Raw genomic sequence first — 18,523 nt, 5'->3', positions numbered from 1 at the left:
TGCCGGCGTTGTTTCTCCACACGCATCTATTTCTCCAGCACGTAGGTGCCGGGCGCCTCGGCCAATGGCGGCGATCCTGGAACGCCCATCTTCGGCGGCTTCACCACTGCGGAGCCCGAGGCATGTGCAACGAGCCATGCATGCCACGCCGGCCACCAAGAGCCTTCTGTGGCGGGTGCCGAGGCCAGCCAATCATCCGGCGCCGCCGATGTCTCGCCTGCATGGCGTGTCTGCATCTGGAAACGCCGATGCGAGTTGACGGGCGGGCTCACGATGCCGGCGTTATGGCCGCCGCTGGTCAACACGAACGTCAGCTCAGCCTCGGTCAGGTGATGCAGCTTGTAGACGGAGCGCCAGGGCGCCACGTGGTCGGTCAGCGTGCCCACCACGAAGATGGGCAAATCGATATCGTTGAGCGCCACCGGCTTGCCGTTGACGGGGTAGCGGCCCTCGCTCAGGTCGTCGTTCAGAAACAGGTGCCGCAGGTACTGGCTGTGCATGCGCGCGGGCATGCGCGTGGCATCGGCGTTCCAGGCCATCAGGTCGTTCATGGGCGCGCGGTCGCCCAGCAGGTATTCGCCCACCAGGCGCGACCACAGCAAGTCGTACGAGCGCAGCATCTGGAAGGCCCCGGCCATCTGGCTGGCACGCAGATAGCCGGTCTGCTCCATCTGTGCTTCAAGCAGGCTGACCTGGGCCTCGTCGATGAACAGGCCCAGTTCGCCCGGCTCACAAAGTCTGTCTGCGCGGCAAACAGCGTCATGGAGGCCAGCCGCGCATCGCCATCGCGTGCCATGGCAGCGGCGGCAATCGCCAATAGCGTGCCCCCAAGGCAGTAGCCGGTCGCATGTACGCGCTGGCCCGGCACGATGGCATTGACGGCATCGAGCGCGGCAAAGACGCCGAGCTTCAGGTAGTCGTCCATGTCGAGGTCGCGATCCGCCTCGTCAGGGTTCTTCCAGGAGATGCAGAACACGGTATGGCCCTGCTCGACCAGATAGCGGATCAGTGAGTTCTGCGGCGACAGGTCCAGGATGTAGTACTTCATGATCCAGGCCGGCACGATCAGGATGGGCTCGGCCTGGACCTTGCCCGTGGCCGGCGTGTACTGGATCAGCTCGATCAGCCGATTGCGCAGGATCACCTTGCCGGGCGTGATGGCCACGTCGCGGCCCACCATAAAGCGTTCGGTACCGGCAGCGGGCGCGCCGCTCATGGAGCGCTCCAGATCGTCAAGCGCATTGAGCGCGCCGCGCACAAGATTGGTGCCGTGCTGTTCAAAGGTCCGGCGCAGGACAATCGGGTTGGTTGCCAATTGGTTGCCCGGCGACATCATGTCGAGCCACTGACGCGCAGCAAAGGCGACCACGTCCTCATGATGTTTGGCGACTCCCCACACGCCGCGCGTCGCCGCCTCCCACCATTGTTCTGTCAAGAGGAAGGCCTGATGCAGCACGTTGAACGGCCACAAGCGCCACTCGTCGGCAGAGAAACGACGGTCGCGGGCCGGCGGCTGGACGCAAAGACACGCGTTCTGGGGCCCGGACGCCATGCAGTTCCGGATGTAACCGTCAAGTTGTTGGGCCTGCGTCAGCGCCAAGCGGTACAGATCCAGCTGCTTGCCGGGAGAGACGGCCAGATGCAGCGCCCAGTCGAGCAGCGCCAGTTGCATCGATGCGAGCGACAGCGAATTGGAGGCGCGGGCAAGCGCAGCGTGAAACGGTTGGTCGATCTGCTCAGCAGTCAACGAAGACGGCACGGGGGCGGTGCGCATGGTCGGGGCGTCAAACGATTGCGAAATATGCAATCCATTAGATGCCAGGGGCTACCGCCCGGACTTGATGCACCTCAAACTGGGACAAGAGGGCCGACTCTAGGTGGAGTCACAGAAACGACATCCGGGGGTGGAAATCCGGGCAGCAGGTCACTACCGCGCGCCCCCGGGCCAACCTCGTCGTCTACCGACGCGTCGGCTCGCCTCGCATATCTGCGGATCCGCCCGAGCCCGCGGCCGCGCCCGTTCCTGCCAAACCGTCGCTACCGCCGGATCCACGCGATCCGGCCGAGGTGCCGGCGCCCTCGGGGCCGGATGCTTTGGGCGCGGACGCCGGCACTGTATTGGGATGCCGGGGCAGGGATTTTGTCGCCTGAGGTGGAGCCGCCGCTGCGGAAGCTGGCCGCGCAGAGTCCATCTTCCCGGGCTGCGCGAACGAAAGCCCACTTCCCCATCCCAGCAAAACGAGCAAGCCAGCCGCTGCCCTCTTCTGCACTTTCCGTACGTCGTCCATGCTCGGCCTCCGGTGCGTGCCGGTGTTTGAAGCAGCCGACATGCCATCGGTATCCGTTCGCAGTCACGATTCTTGCTGCCCGGTCGTCTTTCAGCGTTTTGTTTCGCGCTGAGCCGCCATCGTCAACATCCCCGAAGACGGAGCCCGATATGCACGACGACTTCAAACCGGCCCGACGCCGCTTGCTGAAGGCCCTGGGGATCACGCTACCCGCCTCGACCACCGTATTCGCTGGCGCGCAAAGCCCAGCGGCACGCACATCCGAGCACCTTCCGGGCATGACTGCCACGCCGGGGCCAAGCGCCACCTCCGGCGCAGCGGCGACTGAACCTGTGAGTCTTTTCTTCAATGCAGACGAAAAAGCGGCGGTCGATGCGATCGTTGCGCGCCTGATTCCGGCAGACGAACTTGGGCCCGGTGCGAAAGAGGCTGGCGTCACGGTGTTCCTGGATCGACAACTGGCGGGCAGTTTCGGCAACGGCGCGAACTTCTATCGCCATGGCCCCTTCCAGCCAGGCACACCGGAACAGGGCTATCAGCTGGCGCTCACGCCGGCGGAATGCTACCGCCTCGGGCTGGCAGCATTGGACCGCGCCTGTGCAAACCGTTATGGCGGAAAGCGATTCGTCCAGCTCGATACAGCGACGCAGGACGCGGTGCTGGGCGAGGCTGAAGCCGGCAAACTGCAGATGGACGGTGTGCCGAGCGCGGTGTTCTTCCAGATGCTGCTGGACGGCGCTGTCGAGGGCTATTTCTCCGACCCCATCTACGGCGGCAACCGCGACATGGTGGGCTGGAAGCTGGTCGGTTTTCCGGGTGCAATGGCCAGTTTTGCCAATGACATCGAGCGCCACAACCAGCCCTACACGCGCGCACCTGTTTCGATTGCCACAGCACATGCGCACGACATGGCAACAGCGCCACCGCGCTCGGAAGCCCAACCGATTGCCTTCGTCGCGCTTGCAAGTAACGAGGTATGCCGCAGCCGCACGGGTACCGGCAACGGAGGCGGTGAATGAAGACATTGCCCCCTGTGGATGCCGTCATCATTGGCGGCGGCTGGACCGGCGCCATCATCGGCAAGGAGTTGGCGGCCCATGGCTCGCGTGTGGTGGTGCTCGAACGGGGCCAGCCCCGCTGGCCGTCACCCGATTTCCAGGCGCCGGCCATCCACGACGAACTGAAATACACGCGCCGGCATGCGCTGCACCAGGACACGTCGACCGAGACCTTCACCTTCCGCAATCGCGGCGACCAGGTGGCCTTGCCGATGCGCCGCTGGCAGTTCGCCTATCCGGCCACGCATCTGGGCGGCGCCGGCAACCACTGGTCCGGCGCCTATTACCGATTCGACCCGAGCGACCTCAAGCTGCGTAGCCACTATCGCCAGCGCTACGGCGACCGCATCTTCGATGCCGAACTCACCGCCCAGGACTGGCCCCTCACTTACGACGAGCTGGAACCGTATTACGACCGATTCGACTACCTCATCGGCGCGTCGGGTTTTGCCGGCAACCTGAAGGGGCAGTTGCAACCGGGAGGCAACCCATTCGAGCCGTGGCGCTCGCGTCCGTATCCGAATCCGCCGATGAAGGTGCCGTTTGCATCGGCATTATTCGGCACGGCTGCAGCATCAATGGGATACCACCCCTACATCCAGCCCTCTGCGCTGTGCACGCGTCCGTACGTGAACACCGAGGGGCTGCCGATGAATGCATGCGTGTATTGCGGCTTTTGCTCCAACTTCGGCTGCGAGCATTTTGCGAAGGCGTCCCCGCAAATCTGCGTACTGCCGGCGGCGCTCAAGCTCAACACGTTTGAGTTGCGCACGAACGCCCACGTGCTGAAGGTCGAGCTGGACGAAGCGCGCAAGCACGCGCGCGGCGTGACCTATGTCGACGCCACAGGCCAGCAGTTCTTCCAGCCCGCAGAGATGGTGGTGCTGTGCGCGTTCAGCGTTCAGAACGTGCGGCTGCTGCTCCTGTCCGGCATCGGCAAGCCTTACGACGCTGCCACGGGTCAAGGCGTGGTGGGCCGCAATTACACGCACCAGACAACGTCCGGCGTGAACCTGTTCTTCGATGAAAAGACCTGGCTCAACCCCTTCATGGGCGCCGGTGCCGCGGCAGTGACGATCGACGATTTCAGCGCCGACAACTTCGACCACGGGCCGCATGGTTTCGTGGGCGGCGGCTACATCCAGATCCAAGTGGTGAGCGGCGCGCCCATCGGATACCACCCGACCCCGCACGGCACCCCGCAGTGGGGCAGCGCCTGGAAGCGTGCCGTGAAGCGCTATTACAACCATTCCGCGTCGATCACGATCACAGGCTCCGCCATGCCGACGCGCGGCGGCTATCTCGACCTGGACCCGACGTACCGCGACGTCTACGGCCTGCCGCTGCTGCGCATCACCTACGACTTTCCTGACAACGACATCCGCATGTCAGCCTTTCTGACCGACCGTGGGAACGCGATCGGCAAGGCCATGCAAGGTGTTGTGGCGACCGAGCCTGGCCCACGCAAGCGGCCGTACACGGCGACAAGCTATCAGTCGACGCACCTCACGGGCGGCGCCGCGATCGGCGACGATCCGGCCACCAGTGTCGTCAACCGCTTCGGGCAATGCTGGGATGTGCCGAACGTGTTCGTGACCGGGGCCAGCCTCTTCCCGCAAAACTCCAACTACAACCCCACCGGTACCGTGGGCGCCACGGCGTACTGGATTGCCGACGCCATCAACGCGCGCTATCTGAAGTCCCCGGGAAGGGGCTGGTATGACCGAAGACCGCCCGCCCTCTCGCCGCCTGCCGGTCGTTTTATGGCTGCTGCCGTTGCTCGGCATTGCGCTGCCGATCTGCGCGGTCTTCTATGACATGTTGTCGGATCGGGGCATCTCGTCATTTCGTGGGGCAAGCCAGGCGCAAAACCATGCGAAGCCGCCAGGGAACGTGGCGGAAACCGGCACGGCGGTCAGGCGCGCCACCGATTTCATTCCCAAGCCGACGGCATGGTCCGCCCTGCTGGCAAAGGCGCCGCAGAGGACACCGCGCGCGCGCGAATCCTTGTCACGCAGGGCAGTGGCGCCGTGCCGCCTGCATGCGCGACCTGCCATGGGGCGAAGTCGGTGGCGCCGCAACCGTTTCCTGCGCTGGAGGGATTGCCGGCTGAGTACATCGTCAAGCAACTGCTCGATTACCGCAGCGGCGCGCGGCAATCGTCCGTCATGCAACCGGTCGCGCGGGAATTGTCGGACAGCGATATCACAGCAGTCGCGCGGTACTACGCGGCGCAAGCGCGGCCGGGCACCGCAGCGTTGCCCACGGATGGCGCCGCCGCGAGCTTGCATTGGTCGGGGACAACGCGCGTGCCCTGCCCGCCTGCGCAGACTGCCACGGCGCCTCCGGACGCGGCGGCGGCCCGTCTTGCCACCGCTGACGGGGCAACCCAAGGGCATGGTCGCTGCGCAGCTCAATGCGTTTCGCTCCGGCGCGCGCGCCAACGACGACGATGGCGTCATGCGCGCTTTGCCCGCCGCCTGACCGCTGCCGAGATCGAAGGCCTCGACAACTTCTATGCGGCAGCTTCCGCCCCGCAGGGCGGCGTCAGCAAGCCAGCGCAGTAGAAATCGACCTGCCACATCCCGTTCAGATGAGACGGAGTCGCTACTTGCCCCAAGGCGGGGCGTTTCCGTGGTACAACCGGCGCCAGCGTCTCATTCACTTCCTGCATTCAGATCGACATCGGCGCACTTGCGGCCCGATCCACCTGCCTCGCCACCGAGGCACAACGACACCTCCATTTAGAGAAAACCGTGTTCACTTGCATCAACCAGAGCTGCGGCACGCAGTGGCAGCTTTCCGACGTCGTCATCAAAGACGAGGGCCAAGGGCCGCTGTTCCGCTGTGCGCTATGCGGCGCACGCAACTATCTCAAACGCGTCGAAACCAAAGACGGCCGGGTCATCTACAAGCAAATCGAAGGCAAGCCGCTCAAGTGATCCAACGCAACGACATGACCATCGAATCGACCGCCGCGCCCTTCAGCACCCTGCCGCTCGCCCCTGCCGTGCTGGCCAACCTCGCGCAGCTTGGCTACACCGACATGACGCCGATCCAGGCCGCAAGCCTGCCGATCGCCCTTGCGGGCCACGACCTGATCGCACAGGCAAAAACCGGCAGCGGCAAAACCGCCGCGTTTGCGCTGGCCCTCCTCGCACGGCTCGACGCGCGCAGCTTCGACGTGCAGGCGATGGTGCTCTGCCCTACGCGCGAGCTGGCCGACCAGGTTGCGCAGGAGATCCGCCGCCTGGCGCGCGCCGAAGAAAACGTGAAGGTGCTGACGCTCTGCGGCGGCACACCGATGCGCCCGCAGGCGGCAAGCCTGGAGCACGGCGCCCACGTCATCGTCGGCACGCCGGGTCGTATCATGGACCATCTGGAGCGAGGCAATCTCGCGCTCGGTGCACTGAAGACGCTCGTGCTGGACGAAGCCGACCGCATGCTGGACATGGGCTTCTTTGACGACATCGCGACGGTTGTGCGGCAATGCCCGGCCGACCGGCAAACGCTGCTGTTCTCGGCGACGTACCCGGAAGGCATTGCCAAACTGAGCCAGCGGATTCTGCGCAACCCGAAAGAAGTGAAGCTTGAAGAGCGCCACGACGACAGCAAGATTCGCCAGCGCTTCTACGAGGTGACCGACAGCCAGCGGCTGCATGCGGTCGGGCTGCTGCTCAAGCACTATCGACCGGTGAGCACGCTCGCGTTCTGCAACACGAAGCAGCAATGCCGCGACCTGCTCGACGTGTTGCGCGCGCAGGGCATTCACGCGCTTGCGCTGCACGGCGAACTCGAACAGCGCGAGCGGGATCAGGTGTTGATCCAGTTTGCGAACCGCAGTTGCTCGGTGCTGGTTGCAACCGACGTCGCCGCGCGCGGGCTCGATATCGCGCAACTCGAAGCGGTGATCAACGTTGACGTGACGCCCGATCCCGAAGTGCACGTGCACCGGATTGGCCGCACAGGCCGCGCCGACGAGAACGGCTGGGCGCTGAGCCTCGCCAGCATGGACGAGATGGGCCGCGTCGGCAATATCGAAGAGGCGATGGGCCGCGAGGTCGAATGGCACAAGCTCGACGAGCTTGATACCGGCAACGATGCGCCGCTGCTGCCGCCCATGGAAACGCTGCAGATTCTCGGCGGACGCAAGGAGAAGATCCGCCCCGGCGATGTGCTGGGCGCCTTGACCGGCGACGCTGGCTTTCGCGGCGACCAGATCGGCAAGATCAACGTGACGGAATTTTCGACCTACGTCGCGGTCGAGCGCGGCATCGCGCGCGACGCGCTGCGCAAGCTCAACGCCGGGACGGTGAAGGGCAAGAAGGTCAGGGTCCGGCTGATGGAGGAGTGACGCCCTCCCCTGCGCCGCCAGCGCCTCAACCCAGCATGGCAGCGGCAACACCCGCCGCCGCACACAACGCCACCACGATCAACGGTGGCGTTTTCCATCGCGCCAGCAGCAGGAACGCAATCGCCGCGACTGCAACATCGCGCCATGACCGCACGGCGCTCGTCCAGACCGGCGTGTAAAGGGCAAACGCCAGCAATCCAACCACTGCCGCATTCACACCCGCCAGCAGCGCTGCCATGGAAGGACGCGCGCGCAACGCCTGCCAGTAGGGCAATACCGCGATGACCAACAGCAAGCCCGGCAGAAAAATGCCCACCGTAGCGAGCGCAACCCCGGCCCAGTGATTGAGCCCCGGGCCGATCATCCAGCCGAGGAAAGCGGCGAAGGTGAATAGCGGCCCGGGCACCGCTTGCGCGGCGCCGTAGCCGGCAAGGAAACCGTTCGACGCGACCCAACCGGTTGCGACCGTCTGCTGCTCCAGCAACGGAAGCACGACGTGACCGCCCCCGAACACCAACGCGCCTGAACGATAGAACGCGTCGAACACCTTCGCGGGCATCCACGGATAGAGGTCCGTTACAACCGGAAGCCCGAACAGCAGCACGCAGAACAGCACGAGGCTGACGATGCTGGCCACGTGAGACACGCGGAATGCGGCGCCCTGCCCTGCGCTCGGACCACCACGCGCCGGACTGGAAGATCGGCACAACACCAGCCCCAGCACTGCGCCAAGCGCAATCACGGTCAGTTGCGCGTAAACGGTCGTCAACGCGCTGAGCACGGCGATGCTGATTACTGCGATGCCCGCGCGCTGCCAGTCAGGACAGAGCTTGCGCGCCATGTCCCACACGGCCTGCGCCACCACCGCAACGGCAACGAGCTTCAAACCGTGGATCAGGCCAGCGCCGACCGGGCCGCCCAGACTCGGCGTGAGCATCGCAAAGGCCAGCAGCAACAAGACGGAGGGCAGCGTAAAGCCGCACCACGCCGCCAAGCCGCCGCGCCATCCGGCCCGGAGCAGACCGACGGAAAACCCCACCTGGCTGCTGGCCGGCCCGGGCAGAAACTGGCAGAGCCCGACGAGATCGGTGAATGTCGCGTCGTCCAGCCAGCGCCGGCGCTCCACGAACTCGCGCCGGAAATAGCCGATATGCGCGACGGGGCCGCCGAAACTCGTCAGACCCAGCTTGAGAAAGACCGCCAGCACTTCCATGGCAGAGCCCGCTTGATGTGTACGGGACGGTGTGGCGGAAGCGGTCATCGGGGCGGGATATCGGTGTTTAAGAAACGCGTATTAGAACATTGCCGCCATGGCTTGGAAGGCAACTAAAGTGGCAGGATAGGCGTCGCCGTCACCGTCATTGGACTCTGCCGCGTATCCCATCATGCACTTCGCCCACACCATTGGCGCACAGCGTCATGTGTTCAACGATCTCAAGACGCTTCTCGCCAAAGCCAGCCCGGCGCGCTCCGGCGACTCCCTGGCGGGCCTGGCCGCGGCCAGCGAGGGCGAACGCATGGCCGCGCGGATGGCGTTGGCGGACGTGCCGCTGTCGGTCTTCCTCAACGAAGCGCTGGTGCCGTATGAAGACGACGAGGTCACGCGCCTGATTCTGGATCGGCACGACGCGCAGGCCTTCGAGCCGATCGCCTCGCTCACCGTGGGGAATTTCGCAACTGGCTGCTCCTGCACGAGACCGACAGCGCGACATTGACGAGCGTCGCCGCGGGCATCACGCCAGAAATGGCCGCCGCGGTCAGCAAACTGATGCGCAATCAGGATCTGATCGCCGTGGCCCGCAAGTGCCGCGTGGTCACGCGCTTTCGCAACACCATCGGTTTGCCGGGCCGGTTGTCAGTCCGGCTGCAGCCCAATCACCCGACGGATGATCCCAAAGGCATTGCTGCGTCGATCATCGATGGCCTGCTCTACGGCTGCGGCGACGCGACCATCGGCATCAACCCCGCCGGGGACAATCTCGGCGCCATCGTTTCGCTGCTGCAACTGGTGGATGAGCAGCGCAACCGCTACGCCATTCCCACGCAGTCGTGCGTGCTGACCCACGTGACGAACACCATGCGCGCGATTGACCAGGGCGCGCCGGTGGATTTGGTGTTCCAGTCGGTGGCTGGCAGCGAGCAAGCCAACGCGGGGTTCGGCATCAGCCTCGCATTGCTGGCGGAGGCGCATGACGCCGCCCAGGGCTTGGCGCGCGGCACGGTCGGCAACAACGTGATGTATTTCGAGACCGGCCAGGGCAGCGCGCTGTCGGCCAACGCGCACCACGGCGTCGATCAGCAAACGATGGAAGCGCGGGCCTATGCCGTAGCGCGGGCGTTCTCGCCCTTGCTGGTGAATACGGTCGTCGGCTTCATCGGCCCGGAGTACCTCTACGACGGCAAGCAGATCATCCGCGCCGGATTGGAAGACCATTTCTGCGGCAAGCTGATGGGCCTGCCGATGGGCTGCGACGTCTGCTACACCAACCACGCAGAGGCGGACCAGGACGACATGGATACACTGCTGACGCTGTTTGGCGTGGCGGGCGTCCAATTCATCATGGGCGTGCCGGGCGCTGACGACATCATGCTGAACTACCAGAGCACGTCGTTTCATGACGCGCTTTATCTGCGCGACACACTCGGCCTGCGGCCTGCACCGGAGTTCGAGGCGTGGCTGCAAAGCATGGGCATCGTCGATGCGGCCGGCCGCCTGCAGGACGCCACGGCGCGGCAACCGCTGCTGCAATTGGCTCACGCACTGTGAACTCGGTGGAGAAGCCGAACATGCCGAAACACCCCTCGTTCAGCCCAATCCGTGGACGAACCTGCGCGCCTTTACCGACGCCCGTATCGCGCTGGGCCGCGCCGGCAACAGCCAGACGACCGACGCCGTGCTGGCATTCGGCGTGGCGCATGCCCAGGCACGCGATGCCGTGCACCTGCCGCTCGATCGCGCAGCGGTGGCGGCGGCACTTGCGAAAGCGGGCTTCACGGCGGTGACGGCGCACAGCGCGGCTGCCGATCGCGCGGAGTATCTGCGCCGTCCCGACCTCGGCCGCCGTCTTGACGAAGCCAGCCGCGCAAGACTCAGCGCATTGCGGCCAGCGCAGCCGTTCGATGTGGTGTTCGTGATTGCCGATGGGCTCTCCGCGTTGGCGGTGCAAAGCCATGCCGTGCCGCTGCTTTGCAGCGTGCGTGAGCGTCTGCCGGCCGGCTGGTCGATCGGTCCAGTCGCCATCGCCGAGCAGTCCCGCGTTGCGCTGGGGGATGAGATCGGTGCGCTGCTGGGCGCGCGGCAGGTGGTGATGCTGATCGGCGAGCGGCCGGGGCTGAGTTCGCCTGACAGCCTAGGCATTTACCTGACCTACGCGCCGCGTGTTGGCCGCTCCGATGCTGAGCGCAATTGCATCTCCAATGTGAGGCCGGCAGGCTTGTCCTATGACCAGGCGGCGAGCCGGCTGGTGTTCCTGCTCAACGGCGCGTTGGCGCTCGGCCGCAGCGGCGTCGACCTGAAGGACGACACCCCACCTGTTCCTGCTGTTGCCTCGGGTACAGCCCGACTTGCCGAACCTCACGACCCATGACACACTCCCTCCGGCTGCCCACACCGGCAGCACGCAGGCGCGGCTGACGCACCAACGACAGCTGCAACACGCCGCAGGAGAGACCGGGCCCACCGCGCATACGCGCACCGCCCGGCGCCGATGGAGCAACCACCCCGGAAACTCTCAGGCAAAAGGACTGTGGCGTCGACTGCGAATCTGGAGAGAGGCGTGCACGTGCGCGCCCACCGAAGGGGAAGGCGCAGCGCTGCTGATGCCCAAGCTCTCAGGTCCCAAGACAGATGGGGTGAGCCGACCGGATCGTCCGGTCATGACATCACTCCATAGGGACCGCCATGACGCACATCGTCATCGTCGGCGCCGGCATATCCGGCGTCACTACCGCTTACACGCTCTCGCAACTCGGCTATCAGGTCACGGTGCTCGACCGCCACCTGTATCCGGCCATGGAAACCTCGTTCGCCAACGGCGGGCAGCTTTCCGCCAGCAACGCTGAAGTCTGGAACAACACCGGCACGCTGCTCAAAGGCATCAAATGGATGCTGCGCAACGACGCCCCGCTGCTGCTCAATCCCAAGCCCTCGTGGCACAAATATTCGTGGATCGGCGAGTTCGTCGCCAGCATCGCGCACTACCGCCGCAACACCATCGAAACCACGCGCATGGCCATCGAGGCACGCAAGCATCTGTTTGCGATGGCCGAACGGGAGCAGATCGATTTCGACCTGCAGAAGCGCGGCATCCTGCACGTCTATCACGACAAGGCCAGCTTTGCGGCAGCAGGCAAGGCCAACGCCCTGCTCGTCGCCGGCGGGCTTGAGCGCCACGCCGTGAGCCCCGAGGAGATTGCCACCATTGAGCCGACGCTGCGCGGCGACTACTACGGCGGCTACTTCACCGCATCCGATGCCACGGGCGACATCCACAAGTTCACGCGTGGCCTGGCGCAGGCGTGTGAGAAGCGCGGCGTGCGGTTCATGCACGGCGTCGATGTGCGCGATGTGGAAACCACCGAAAGCGGCGTGCGCCTGCTGTTGCAAACCACACTCGATGACCGCCTTTCCACCAGCTCGGCGAATGTCGTACAGGACCTTGCCGCCGATGCGATGGTCGTGTGCGCGGGCGTGGGCAGCCGGCATATCGCACAACTGGTGGGCGATCGCATCAACGTGTATCCGGTCAAGGGCTATTCGATCACGGTCCACCTGGACGACGACGCCAGCGTGCAAGGCGCGCCGTGGGTCAGCTTGCTCGATGAGAGCGCAAAGATCGTGACAAGCCGGCTGGGCGCGGGCCGCTTCCGCGTGGCCGGTACGGCAGAGTTCAACGGCTACAACCGCGACATCCGCGCGGACCGCATCGAACCGCTGGTGGCCTGGACGCGCCGCAACTTTGCGATTGGCACGTCGCGCGTGGTGCCCTGGGCCGGCTTGCGCCCGATGATGCCGGACATGATGCCGCGCGTCGGCCGTGGGCGGCACGCGCGCGTGTTCTACAACACGGGCCACGGGCATCTGGGCTGGACGCTGTCTGGCGCGACCGCTGCCATGGTGGGCGAGGTGATCTCGCGAGATTGCCCGCTGCATTGATCGCAGCATGAAAAAAGCCCGCCGGAACACTGGCGGGCTTTTTTCATTGCGGAATGAACCAAGCGATCAGAACTTGTGCCGCACGCCCAGCATCACGCCCAACCGCGAGTTGTTGCCATACGTGTTGCCCGAATTGTTGAATGCGGCCGCGCTGTTCAGGGCAACCCAGGCGCCCTGCAGGCGGGTGTAGTCCACTTCGGCGTAGACGTCGGTGCGCTTGCTGAAGGCGTAGTCGAGCATGCCAGCGGTGGTCAGGCGCTTACCGCTGGCATCAAGATGTTTCATCCAGTCGTACTGCACGGTGCCGATGAAGCTCAGTGCGCCGGAGATCGGCACCTTTGCACCAACATAGGCGGCCTGGTTCTTGTAGTCGGCCACGTCGAGACGGCTGTTCGTATAGCCGAGGTACCACGTGGCAATCGACGTATCGAGCTTGCCGCCAAAACCCCAGACCGTCTGCTTGCTGGCCTGCGCTGCCGGCACCGCCCCGAAGAACGCCGATGACACATCGCGCGTGACCTGGTACACGGCGCCCACTTCAGCCGGCCCCATGCTGTAGACGATCGAGCCGGCGCCGGCCGAACTCTTGCTGAAGCTGCCAGCCGCCTCGCCAAACGTCCATGCGCCGGCAAGCTGCAGGCCGCCGAACGACTTGATGTATTTGACCGTGTTGTCGTAACGCAGGCCGGTGTAGTTGCCGCCTTGATAGCCGACGATGGAGTTGTTGGCGAACGCCATCGCCTCATACGAAGACAGCACTTCATGCGCCAGCGTGTATTGGCGTCCCAGGTACAGCTTGCCGTAGTCGCCCTCCAGGCCCACCACCGCGGTGCGCCCAAACAGACGTCCGCCCTGCTGGCTGCCGCCGGTATCGGGGAAGAAGCCCGATTCGAGGATGAACATGGCCTTGGTGCCGCCGCCCAGATCTTCGGTGCCGCGCAGGCCCCAGCGGCTGCCGGTCAGCACGCCGTCCATCATCTGCAGATTGCTGTTGCCTGCCGCGTTTTCGTGCGTGCTGTAGCGGATCGTGGTGTCGATCAGCCCATAGAGCGTGACACCGCTCGCGGTTTGCGCTGCCGCTGGCACGCTCGTGGCTCCGAGCACCAATGCGGCAATCATTGTCTTGTTCATGGCTCCCTTGTCTCCTCTTTGATGTGATGGGTATGGATGTGCGACGGCTGTCCGGGCAGCCGCGGTGTTGCGTGGATAGCGCGCACGGCCGCACAACCGTGAGCGCCAGAATTCTCGTGACTCAGTGGTCAGCCGCAGTGTTGGCGCTTCGGCTCAGTTGCGCCTGCACCGCCATGCGCACGGCGGCGTTTGCGGCGCCGTAGCCGAGGTAGCCGTTGCGCTGGACAAGCTCGAAGAAGAAGCGCTCGCGAAACGGCTCGGTGTAGGTGTGCAGAAAATCGCCGTGCGGGTCACGGTCGTAGAGCAGACCGTCGTCGTGCAGGCGGGCGAGCAGCGCGTCGTCCAGCCCCAGCCGGGCCGCGACATCGTCGTAGTAGTTCTCGGGCACATGCTGCAGACGCGCCGCACCGCGGTCGATGGCCTCAATGGTTTCGAACAGGCGGTCGGTGCGGAAGGCAATGTGATGCACGCCCGAGCCGGCATAGGCGGCAATGAACCGGCCGGTGGCCGTACGCCCGCTTTCCGACACGTTGAGCGGAATCCGCACGTTGCGGTCGGGACTCACCATCGCCCGGCTTTTCACGAGGCCGTACGGGTCGGCAATCTCCTGCACGCCTTCGGCCTGCATGCCGAAGATGGCCCGGTAGAACAGCACGAAGCTGTCGAGCCGATGTGCCGGCAGTGCCTGCGCAACGTGGTCAATCGATGCCAATCCCGCTGCATCGTCCGGCACGTCAGGCTGCAGAACGAAATCGCTCTCGTAGATGCTGCGATCCGCCTGGCGGTCATCGATCAGATAGAGCAGCGTACCGTCGGGGGCGCGCAGGGCCGGAATGCTGCGTTCGGCAGGCCCCACCGGCCCGCGCCATTCCTGGGCGCACAGTACACGTGCACGTGCCATCGCGCGTTCGGCGTCGTCCACCTTCAGGCCAATGGCACAGACAGACGGCCCGTGCAACTCGAAATGTTCAGACGCCGCGCTGTCCTGCTCCATGTTCAGGATCACGTTGACGCGGCCTTGCCGATACAGGTCAACGGCCTTGGAGCGGTGGTGTCCGGCAAAGGCGAAACCCAGCGCACGCAGGCGCGCTTCAAGCTCCCGGCCCGCCGCGGCATCCACCGCAAACTCCAGGAAATCCACGCCTTCAAACCGGGCCGCCGCCGGCAGCTCCGCACCGCCAGCTTCGGACTCCAGCCAGAGCAGCGAACGCATGCCGTCCAGCGCGGTCAGCCGCGCGGGCGCCGAGCGGAATTCGTCATTGAAGACTTCCAGCGACAGCGGCCCCGTATAGCCCGCGGCAAGCAAATCGCGCGCAAAGTCCGTCACCGCCAGATCGCCCTGCCCCGGGAAGTTGCGGTGATGCCGGCTCCAGGACAGCACGTCCATCGACAATTTCGGGGCATCCGCAAACTGCACAAAGAAGAGCTTGTCTGCCGGCACATCGCTGAGACCCTCCAGGGAGTCGCCCAGCGAGAGCGTATGGAAGCTGTCGAGAATCAGCCCCAGCGCAGGGTGGTCAGCCTGCCGTACGATCTGCCACGCCTGGCGCCAGGTTCGCGTGTGGCGCCCCCAGGCCAGGGCCTCATAACCTACGCGCAGCCCGCGCCGCGCCGCTGCGTCTGCCATCTGCCGCAGGTCGTCCGCCGCGCGCGCCGGATCGTCGATGGCGAACTCCTGCACGTTGCTGCAGACCAGCACCATCTCGACGCCCAGCTCGGTCATGACGTCGAACTTGCGCTCGGCGCGGGCGAGATTTCGGGCGAACAGCTCATGCGGCATGGCCTCGAAATCGCGGAACGGCTGGTACAGCAGGATCGCCAGCCCAAGGTCGGCCGCCATCTGCCGCACGCGGGCCGGCGAGCCGTCGAAGTTCAGCAGATCGTTTTCGAAGATCTCGATGCCATCAAAACCAGCTGCGGCCGCCGCTTCCAGCTTTTCAGGCAGCGTGCCGGACAGGCAGACGGTGGCAATGCATTTGGGATGGCGTGCTGCGCGGGGCGAATTCATGGCGATGCGTTGTCTGACGATGCCCGCAGCGTAGGTGGGCACACCCCGCGCTCACAAGCGGCATTCGCGCAACAGCGTGCGATGATCGTACAATCGTGCGCACATATCGCTCGTTTTTAGGGTTATCGCCATGACGAAGGAACCGCTGAACCGGCGCGACTGGATCGCCGGGCTGGAAAAAGGGCTCGCGATCCTGGAGGCGTTCGACCACGAGCACCCGCGGCTGACGCCCACGCAGGCCGCCGAGCAGACCGGCCTGACGCGCACCGCCGCGCGCCGCTACCTCCTGACGCTGGAGCATCTGGGCTATCTCACCAGCGAAGGGACGCTCTTCAGCCTGACGCCGCGCGTGCTGAAGGTGGGCTGGTCGTACTTCGATTCGGCGCGCCTGCCGCGCACGGTGCAGCCGTTCCTGCAGCAGGTGACGGCCGCCGTCGGCGAGGTGGCGTACCTGAGCGTGCTGGACGATTGGGAGCTGGTCTTCATCTCGCGCACCAGCACGAGCCGAGTCATGAGCACGGGCTTCGTGCTGGGTGCGCGCGTGCCGGCGCCGCTGGCCTCGGCCGGCGTAATGATGCTGGCCGCGCAACCCGAGCAGAAGGTCAAGGCGTGGCTGGAAACCTGTGTGCTGACGCCCTATACGCCCTACACGATCCTGCAGCGGGACCGCCTGTTCGATGAAATCCGCAAAGCTGCCCGGCAGGACTACGCCGTGGTCGAGCAGCAGCTGCAGATTGGTGTGCGCGGGGTCGCGGTACCGCTGCGCGATCGGCATGGCAACGTGATCGCCGCACTCAGCGTGAACATGCAAGTCGGTGAAGAAACCACGGAGCATGCATTGCAACGCGTGCTGCAGGTGCTGCAGGACACGGCCCTGTCGATCATGCGCGTGCTGTAGCCGGCCACGTCCCCCTCGTTACCCCCGGAACGCCATGCTTTGACACAGGTACGGACTCGGAGAAACCCTTGAGTCGTACGTTATTCGCACCATGTTGTGCGATTATCGAACGAATGCAATCGGCAATTGCTTGTGCGCCGCCCCGCGGGCGGACTACGCTGCGTTGCGTGTACAGACGGCCCTTCATCGAACGAATCGCGCGAATTGCACGATAGGCCGCACAGATAAAACCCGGAGACCACCATGACCGCAGCCCCTGCCCACGAGCCCCTGGGCAAGCACCAGTCGAAAAAAGCCGCCGCCAGCGGCTGGATCGGCTCGGCGCTCGAGTACTACGACTTCTTCATCTACGCCACCGCAGCGGCGTTGATCTTTCCGCAGATTTTCTTCCCCAAGGGCGACCCCAAGACGGCCATCATCGCTTCGCTGGCGACGTACGGAGTGGGTTACATCGCGCGGCCCATCGGTGCATTCGTGCTCGGCCATCTGGGCGACACGCACGGGCGCAAGAGCGTGCTGCTCTGGTGCATGTTCCTGATGGGCTTTTCGACCATTGGCGTGGGCCTGCTGCCCACGTATGACCAAGTCGGCCTGTGGGCGCCGACACTGCTGGTGATCATGCGCCTGATCCAGGGCTTTGCCGTGGCTGGCGAAATCTCGGGCGCCAGCTCGATGATCCTGGAGCATGCACCTTTTGGCCGGCGCGGCTTCTACGCGAGCTTTACGCTGCAAGGTGTGCAGGCGGGCCAGATCCTAGCGGCCGCCGTGTTCCTGCCGCTTGCCCACTACATGCCTGCCGACCAGTTCAACGCCTGGGGCTGGCGCATTCCGTTCCTGCTGAGCTTCGTGGTCATCATTGCCGGCTACGTCATCCGCCGCGAAGTGCACGAAACCCCGGCCTTTACCGCTGAGCAGCAGCAACAAGGCCGCCCGCGCTCGCCCGTGATCGACGCTTTCAAATACAGCACGCCCGACATGCTGCGCGTGGTCTGCATGGCGCTGATGAACGTGATTCCGGTGGTGGCGACCATCTTTGGCGCAGCCTATGCCGTGCAGCCGGCGTACGGCATCGGCTTCGCCAAGGACATCTACCTGTGGATTCCGGTCGTGGGCAACATCGTTGCGGTGCTCGTCATTCCGTATGTTGGCGACCTGTCCGACCGCATTGGCCGCAAGCCGCCGATCGTGATCGGTTCGCTGCTCGCTGGCGTGCTCGCGTTTGCCTACCTGTACGCCATCAGCATCAAGAACGTGCCGTTCGCGTTTGTCATGTCGATCCTGATGTGGGGCGTCGTCTATCAGGGCTACAACGCGGTCTTCCCGAGCTTCTATCCGGAACTGTTCCCGACGCGCACCCGTGTGTCGGCCATGGCGATTTCGCAGAACGTGGGCACGGCCATCACCGCCATGCTGCCGGCCCTCTTCACCGCCTTGGCCCCGCCGGGAGCCGCCAACATCTGGCTGACCGTGGGCGTCATTGCCTTTGGCGTAACGGTGATTTCCGCCGTGGCCGCCATGACCGCACGCGAGACGTATCGCATCCATATGGACGACCTGGGCCAGCCAGCCGCCCAACCCGTCGACAAGGCCGAATATGCCCGCCAGCGGGCCGGAGCCTTGGCCGCCTGAAA

At 65.0% G+C, this 18,523-nt stretch carries 12 protein-coding genes, 2 pseudogenes and 1 riboswitch; of the genes and pseudogenes, 10 read left to right on the top strand and 4 right to left on the bottom strand.

From position 1 onward, the window contains the following. Positions 1-26: 26 nt before the first annotated feature. Positions 27-1,774: pseudogene (locus OWR21_RS08895) on the bottom strand (PHA/PHB synthase family protein). A 663-nt stretch (positions 1,775-2,437) separates the two neighbouring features. On the opposite strand from OWR21_RS08895, the gene OWR21_RS08890 reads away from it, so the two are divergent. The 5 genes from OWR21_RS08890 to dbpA all read left to right on the top strand — a co-directional run bounded on the left by OWR21_RS08890 (position 2,438) and on the right by dbpA (position 7,700). Beyond that, entirely contained in the window at positions 2,438-3,307 is an 870-nt protein-coding gene (locus OWR21_RS08890) for a gluconate 2-dehydrogenase subunit 3 family protein (RefSeq protein WP_332395031.1), read from the top strand. After that, positions 3,304-5,163, top strand: coding sequence for a GMC family oxidoreductase (locus tag OWR21_RS08885; protein WP_332395030.1), 1,860 nt, complete (start codon positions 3,304-3,306; stop codon positions 5,161-5,163). The genes OWR21_RS08890 and OWR21_RS08885 overlap by 4 nt, the downstream gene beginning before the upstream one ends. A 135-nt stretch (positions 5,164-5,298) precedes the next feature. Then, entirely contained in the window at positions 5,299-5,913 is a 615-nt protein-coding gene (locus tag OWR21_RS08880; protein WP_332395029.1) for a c-type cytochrome, read from the top strand. A gap of 189 nt (positions 5,914-6,102) precedes the next feature. Further along, a complete protein-coding gene (locus OWR21_RS08875; protein ID WP_009241699.1) occupies positions 6,103-6,288 on the top strand; it encodes a hypothetical protein in 186 nt (61 codons plus the stop codon). A 14-nt stretch (positions 6,289-6,302) separates the two neighbouring features. Beyond that, positions 6,303-7,700 (top strand): ATP-dependent RNA helicase DbpA, encoded by a 1,398-nt coding sequence (dbpA, locus tag OWR21_RS08870; RefSeq protein ID WP_332395028.1) that lies wholly within the window; start codon positions 6,303-6,305, stop codon positions 7,698-7,700. A gap of 25 nt (positions 7,701-7,725) precedes the next feature. Here dbpA and chrA read toward each other — a convergent pair whose 3' ends face one another. Continuing rightward, positions 7,726-8,961 (bottom strand): chromate efflux transporter, encoded by a 1,236-nt coding sequence (gene chrA / locus OWR21_RS08865; protein WP_332395027.1) that lies wholly within the window; start codon positions 8,959-8,961, stop codon positions 7,726-7,728. A 124-nt stretch (positions 8,962-9,085) separates the two neighbouring features. Between chrA and OWR21_RS08860 the strand changes: the two are divergent. From OWR21_RS08860 to OWR21_RS08850, 3 genes and pseudogenes are all read left to right on the top strand, one after another. Further along, positions 9,086-10,467, top strand: a pseudogene (locus OWR21_RS08860) (ethanolamine ammonia-lyase subunit EutB). Further along, complete coding sequence (eutC, locus tag OWR21_RS08855) at positions 10,400-11,287, top strand: ethanolamine ammonia-lyase subunit EutC (protein ID WP_332395026.1); 888 nt, start codon at positions 10,400-10,402, stop codon at positions 11,285-11,287. The pseudogene OWR21_RS08860 and the gene eutC overlap by 68 nt, the downstream one beginning before the upstream one ends. A 64-nt stretch (positions 11,288-11,351) precedes the next feature. Then, a riboswitch (glycine riboswitch) is annotated at positions 11,352-11,457 on the top strand. 144 nt (positions 11,458-11,601) lie between these two features. Next, positions 11,602-12,855 (top strand): D-amino acid dehydrogenase, encoded by a 1,254-nt coding sequence (locus tag OWR21_RS08850; protein WP_332395025.1) that lies wholly within the window; start codon positions 11,602-11,604, stop codon positions 12,853-12,855. Between the two features lie 66 nt (positions 12,856-12,921). Here the strand turns inward: OWR21_RS08850 and OWR21_RS08845 are convergent, their stop codons facing one another. Beyond that, positions 12,922-13,986: a porin gene (locus OWR21_RS08845; RefSeq protein WP_316898075.1), complete on the bottom strand. Its 1,065-nt coding sequence runs from the start codon at positions 13,984-13,986 to the stop codon at positions 12,922-12,924. Positions 13,987-14,107: 121 nt separating this feature from the next. Beyond that, positions 14,108-15,994, bottom strand: coding sequence for a bifunctional sugar phosphate isomerase/epimerase/4-hydroxyphenylpyruvate dioxygenase family protein (locus tag OWR21_RS08840; protein ID WP_332395024.1), 1,887 nt, complete (start codon positions 15,992-15,994; stop codon positions 14,108-14,110). 130 nt (positions 15,995-16,124) lie between these two features. On the opposite strand from OWR21_RS08840, the gene OWR21_RS08835 reads away from it, so the two are divergent. Next, positions 16,125-16,892, top strand: coding sequence for an IclR family transcriptional regulator domain-containing protein (locus OWR21_RS08835; RefSeq protein WP_332395023.1), 768 nt, complete (start codon positions 16,125-16,127; stop codon positions 16,890-16,892). Between the two features lie 243 nt (positions 16,893-17,135). Beyond that, positions 17,136-18,521 carry an MFS transporter gene (locus tag OWR21_RS08830; protein ID WP_332395022.1) on the top strand — a complete coding sequence of 462 codons (1,386 nt, stop codon included), beginning with the start codon at positions 17,136-17,138 and terminating at the stop codon, positions 18,519-18,521. Positions 18,522-18,523 lie beyond the last annotated feature (2 nt).

The organism is Ralstonia sp. 1B3 (assembly GCF_036631435.1).
Note: the sequence above shows the minus strand (reverse complement) of the source record. Positions and strands in the feature narration are given on the sequence as shown.

Coding starts and splice junctions, on each gene's coding strand:
- OWR21_RS08880 (WP_332395029.1), top strand. CDS start 5,299: ATGGTCCGCCCTGCTGGCAAAGGCGCCGCAGAGGACACCGCGCGCGCG.
- dbpA (WP_332395028.1), top strand. CDS start 6,303: ATGACCATCGAATCGACCGCCGCGCCCTTCAGCACCCTGCCGCTCGCC.
- OWR21_RS08840 (WP_332395024.1), bottom strand. CDS start 15,994: ATGAATTCGCCCCGCGCAGCACGCCATCCCAAATGCATTGCCACCGTC.
- OWR21_RS08830 (WP_332395022.1), top strand. CDS start 17,136: ATGACCGCAGCCCCTGCCCACGAGCCCCTGGGCAAGCACCAGTCGAAA.
- eutC (WP_332395026.1), top strand. CDS start 10,400: ATGCGGCCGGCCGCCTGCAGGACGCCACGGCGCGGCAACCGCTGCTGC.
- OWR21_RS08845 (WP_316898075.1), bottom strand. CDS start 13,986: ATGAACAAGACAATGATTGCCGCATTGGTGCTCGGAGCCACGAGCGTG.
- OWR21_RS08835 (WP_332395023.1), top strand. CDS start 16,125: ATGACGAAGGAACCGCTGAACCGGCGCGACTGGATCGCCGGGCTGGAA.
- OWR21_RS08850 (WP_332395025.1), top strand. CDS start 11,602: ATGACGCACATCGTCATCGTCGGCGCCGGCATATCCGGCGTCACTACC.
- chrA (WP_332395027.1), bottom strand. CDS start 8,961: ATGACCGCTTCCGCCACACCGTCCCGTACACATCAAGCGGGCTCTGCC.
- OWR21_RS08890 (WP_332395031.1), top strand. CDS start 2,438: ATGCACGACGACTTCAAACCGGCCCGACGCCGCTTGCTGAAGGCCCTG.
- OWR21_RS08885 (WP_332395030.1), top strand. CDS start 3,304: ATGAAGACATTGCCCCCTGTGGATGCCGTCATCATTGGCGGCGGCTGG.